Here is a 3,549-nt window from a genome sequence, read left to right as displayed (position 1 = left end):
ACCAGGCCCGGCTCGAGCTTCGGAGCGAGCCGGCCGCCGGTCACCCGGGCCCGGAAGAACAGTTCGGCGACGTCGGGGCCGGGCGGCCGGGCGAAATCCTGGACGTAGACCACGTCAAAGAGCTCCACCGTCAGGCCGCTCTCTTCCTGAAGCTCGCGGGCAGCGGCCTCAGCGAAGCCCTCGCCCTGTTCCACGTGACCGCCGGGGAAGCACCAGAAGTCACGCCCGCTCTCATGGCGGTGGTGGGCGAGCAACACCTGCCCGTCCTGGACGAGCACGACCCTGGCCACTAAAATGGCCTGGCGAAAGGCCAACGTGCGCAGGACCTCCGTTTCTGTGCGGGCTCCGGCCGCGCTTGACTTGGGCCGGGGCTTGGGATTAAAAAGTTCTAGCGCTCGTCCTGTAAGCCTGCCCGGGTTGTCTGCGAATCTCCGCAAGGGATGGTGGGGCATTTGGAGTACCGCCGCCTGGGACGTGCCGGCGTCAAGCTGTCCAGCATCGGCCTCGGGAGCTGGCTGACGTTCGGCGGATCGGTGGATCGGGAGCGGTCCATCGAGATCGTACGCGCTGCGTACGAGATGGGCGTCAACTTCTTCGACACAGCGAACGTGTACCACCGGGGTGCTGCCGAAGAGGTGGTCGGGGAGGCCCTGCGAGCCTTCCCGCGAAGCTCGTACGTGCTGGCGACCAAGGTTTTCTTCCCCATGGGGGACGGCCCCAACGATCGGGGGCTCTCCCGCAAACACGTCATGGAACAATGCCACGCAAGCCTGAAGCGGCTCGGCACCGACTACATCGACTTATACCAGTGCCACCGCTTCGACCCCGAGACGCCGCTGGAGGAGACGTTGCGGGCGCTGGACGACCTGGTGACCCAGGGCAAGGTGCTGTACGTGGGAGTCAGCCAGTGGACAGCGGTTCAGATTGCCGACGCCGCGCATCTGGCGCGGCGGTGGAACCTGGATCCCATCGTCTCCAACCAGCCGCTTTACAACATCCTGCATCGCGATGTCGAACGCGACGTGCTGCCGCTGTGTGAGCGGGAGGGCATCGGGCAGGTGGTCTTCTCGCCCCTGGCCCAGGGCGTGCTGACCGGCAAGTACCGCCCCGGGGAACCTATACCCGCGGGCAGCCGCGCGGCCGACCCCAACAGCAACATGTTCATGGCACGGTTGATGGCCGAAGAGGTACTGCGGCAGGCGCAGGAGCTTGCGGGTCTGGCCAGGTCTGCGGGCATGACCCCGGCACAGATGGCGCTGGCGTGGGTGCTGCGAAGGCCGGAGGTGACGTCGGCCATCATCGGCGCCACCCGCCTGGAGCAACTCGAAGAGAATCTCAAGGCGGCCTCGCTTCGGCTCTCAGACGATATCCTGGCCGCGATCGACCGCATTACGGGCCACGCAGCGTAAGGCAGCGAGCCCGAAGGCAGCCAGACCGGCGCCGGCAGGCCGTGGCGGCGCCGGCGGTGCTGTGGGGAGCAAGGCGCGTTGGCATAGGGGTAATAGTGCTTACATGCACCAGGGGGTACGGCAGAAGGAAAGGGGAGGGCAAGTCCAGTGGCAGTCACAACGGTCGAGCGTCCGGGCGCGATCACGTTTGCCGGCAATCCGGTGACCCTCGTCGGCCCCAAGATCGAGGTAGGGCAACAGGCTCCCGACTTCCAGGTGGTGGACACGGAGTTCAAGCCCCGCAGTCTTGCGGACTATCGCGGGCATGTGGTTCTCATCGCCTCGGTACCGTCCCTCGATACGGGCGTCTGCAGCGCGGAGACGAGGCGGTTCAACCAGGAGGCAGCCGGATTCAGCGCCGACGTGCGAGTGCTGACGATCAGCATGGACCTCCCGTTTGCCCAGAAGCGGTGGTGCGGAGCCGAGGGGATCGACCGGGTCACCACCCTTTCCGACCACAAGGAGGCCTCCTTCGGGGTCGCCTACGGGACGCTCATCAAGGAGCGCAGGCTACTGGCGCGGGCGGTGTTCGTCGTGGATCGAAACGGCCGTGTTGGCTACGTCGAGTACGTCCCGGAGGTAACCCAGCACCCCAACTACGAGAAGGCGATCGAGGCGGTGCGCAAAGCCACCGGTTGAGGCCGGGGCAGGGGGCGAGGCGGTCCACCCCTTGACGGCGGCGAGCCGGCACGTTAAGATGCGAACACATGAACGCCACGATCGTATGTTCGAATGTTCGGGGTAGGGGTGGGCCGTGAGGAGCCAGGCAGCGCCCGGCGCCCTCGCCGGGCGCTTGCGCCTCTTGCCGATGCCGCTGAAGCGCGCGATCCACCCGGTGCGGGGGATGCCGTTTTCCTGGGCGTTCAACCCGTACCGCGGATGCGCGCACGCCTGCGTGTACTGCTACGCCCGGCGCACCCACGAGTACCTGGGATACAATTCGGCCGAGGATTTCGAACGCATCATCCTCGTCAAGTACGACGCGCCGGAGCGCCTCCGCGTCGAACTCGCCGACCCCGCCTGGCGCCGTGAGGTGGTTGCCGTGGGTACGGCCACGGATCCCTACCAGCCGGTGGAGGGGCGGCTCAGGCTTACACGCCGCTCCCTGGCGGCCTTCCTGGAATACAACAGCCCGGTCTGTCTGGTGACCAAGTCCACCCTGATCCTGCGCGACCGGGACCTGCTCGCGGAACTTTGCCAGCAGGCGCCCCAAACCACCGTGTGGGTTACGATTACCACGCTGGACAGGACCCTTGCCCGAGCCCTGGAACCCGGGACGCCCCCGCCACGCCAGCGGCTGCGCGCCGTTCGGGAGCTTGCTGCGGCCGGCGTCCGGGTGGGGGTACTGGTGGCCCCCGTGCTGCCCGGGCTGACCGATCAGGAACCGCACCTTCGCCGTCTGGTTCAGGCGGCCGCAGAAGCCGGCGCCTGTGAGCTTCACGCCAATTCTCTGAGGCTCTGCGAAGGGGCCTGGGAGGTCTACCGGGGGTGGCTTTTCCGCCACTTCCCCGAGCTTCGGCGGCTGTACGCGAGATTGTTCACGCCCTTTTCAGCTTACCCGGCACGCTCCTACAGGGAGCGGATCGAGCGGCGCGTCGGGGCGTTCAAGGAAGAGGCAGGTTTTTCCGAATCGCGCGATGAGGCGCGGGTGGCGGCCGCGCCGGCGAGTGTCACCGAGCAGCTCACATTTGCCTGGTGAGCGGCGGGCAGGAGGGCGTTTGCGAAAAGAGGAAAACCCAGGCGGACGGCTAAAAGAAGAATGCAACCGCATGAAGCGGCGCAAGGAACCGCCTCCAGGAGGCTTGCGACAAAGATCGGAACGGTACTTGAATGTCCGGGAGGATTTGAAAACGAATCCCGGGCCGTTCAACCGGCGGGAAGTCGAGGGCGCGGTTTGATGGAACGTACGCTGCCCCGGGGGTCCGCGGCCGTTTCGGTGGAGCGCCTCGCCCAGGCCCACCTCTCGCGGCTATCCCGGGGAATCGGCAGGGCCGACCCGCTGGCCGAACGCGATCTCCTGCGCAGCCTGGGCTGGCTCGTGGCGAGTCCCGAGGACGCGCAGCTTCCGGTGAGCGTGGCGGCCCGGCTGATAGCCGGGACC

The 3,549-nt window shown here is 66.9% G+C and carries 5 protein-coding genes; 4 read left to right on the top strand and 1 reads right to left on the bottom strand.

Features of this window, described 5'->3' with window-relative positions; translation table 11 throughout:
* Positions 1–314: NUDIX domain-containing protein (locus tag AB1609_18260; GenBank protein MEW6048391.1), on the bottom strand; the 314-nt coding region annotated here is incomplete at its 3' end.
* 138 nt (positions 315–452) lie between these two features.
* On the opposite strand from AB1609_18260, the gene AB1609_18255 reads away from it, so the two are divergent.
* From AB1609_18255 to AB1609_18240, 4 genes are all read left to right on the top strand, one after another.
* On the top strand, positions 453–1,409 hold the full coding sequence (locus tag AB1609_18255; GenBank protein ID MEW6048390.1) for an aldo/keto reductase family protein: 957 nt from the start codon (positions 453–455) through the stop codon (positions 1,407–1,409).
* A 147-nt stretch (positions 1,410–1,556) separates the two neighbouring features.
* Positions 1,557–2,087 carry a thiol peroxidase gene (gene tpx / locus AB1609_18250; protein MEW6048389.1) on the top strand — a complete coding sequence of 177 codons (531 nt, stop codon included), beginning with the start codon at positions 1,557–1,559 and terminating at the stop codon, positions 2,085–2,087.
* Between the two features lie 115 nt (positions 2,088–2,202).
* Positions 2,203–3,147: a radical SAM protein gene (locus tag AB1609_18245; protein MEW6048388.1), complete on the top strand. Its 945-nt coding sequence runs from the start codon at positions 2,203–2,205 to the stop codon at positions 3,145–3,147.
* Between the two features lie 198 nt (positions 3,148–3,345).
* A partial coding sequence (locus tag AB1609_18240; protein MEW6048387.1) for a hypothetical protein occupies positions 3,346–3,549 on the top strand: 204 nt, incomplete at its 3' end.

The sequence above is a fragment of the Bacillota bacterium genome, assembly GCA_040754675.1.
Classification (GTDB): Bacteria; Bacillota; Limnochordia; order Limnochordales; family Geochordaceae; genus Geochorda.
The sequence above is the reverse complement of the archived record's forward strand: the minus strand, read 5'-3'. Positions and strand labels throughout refer to the sequence as shown.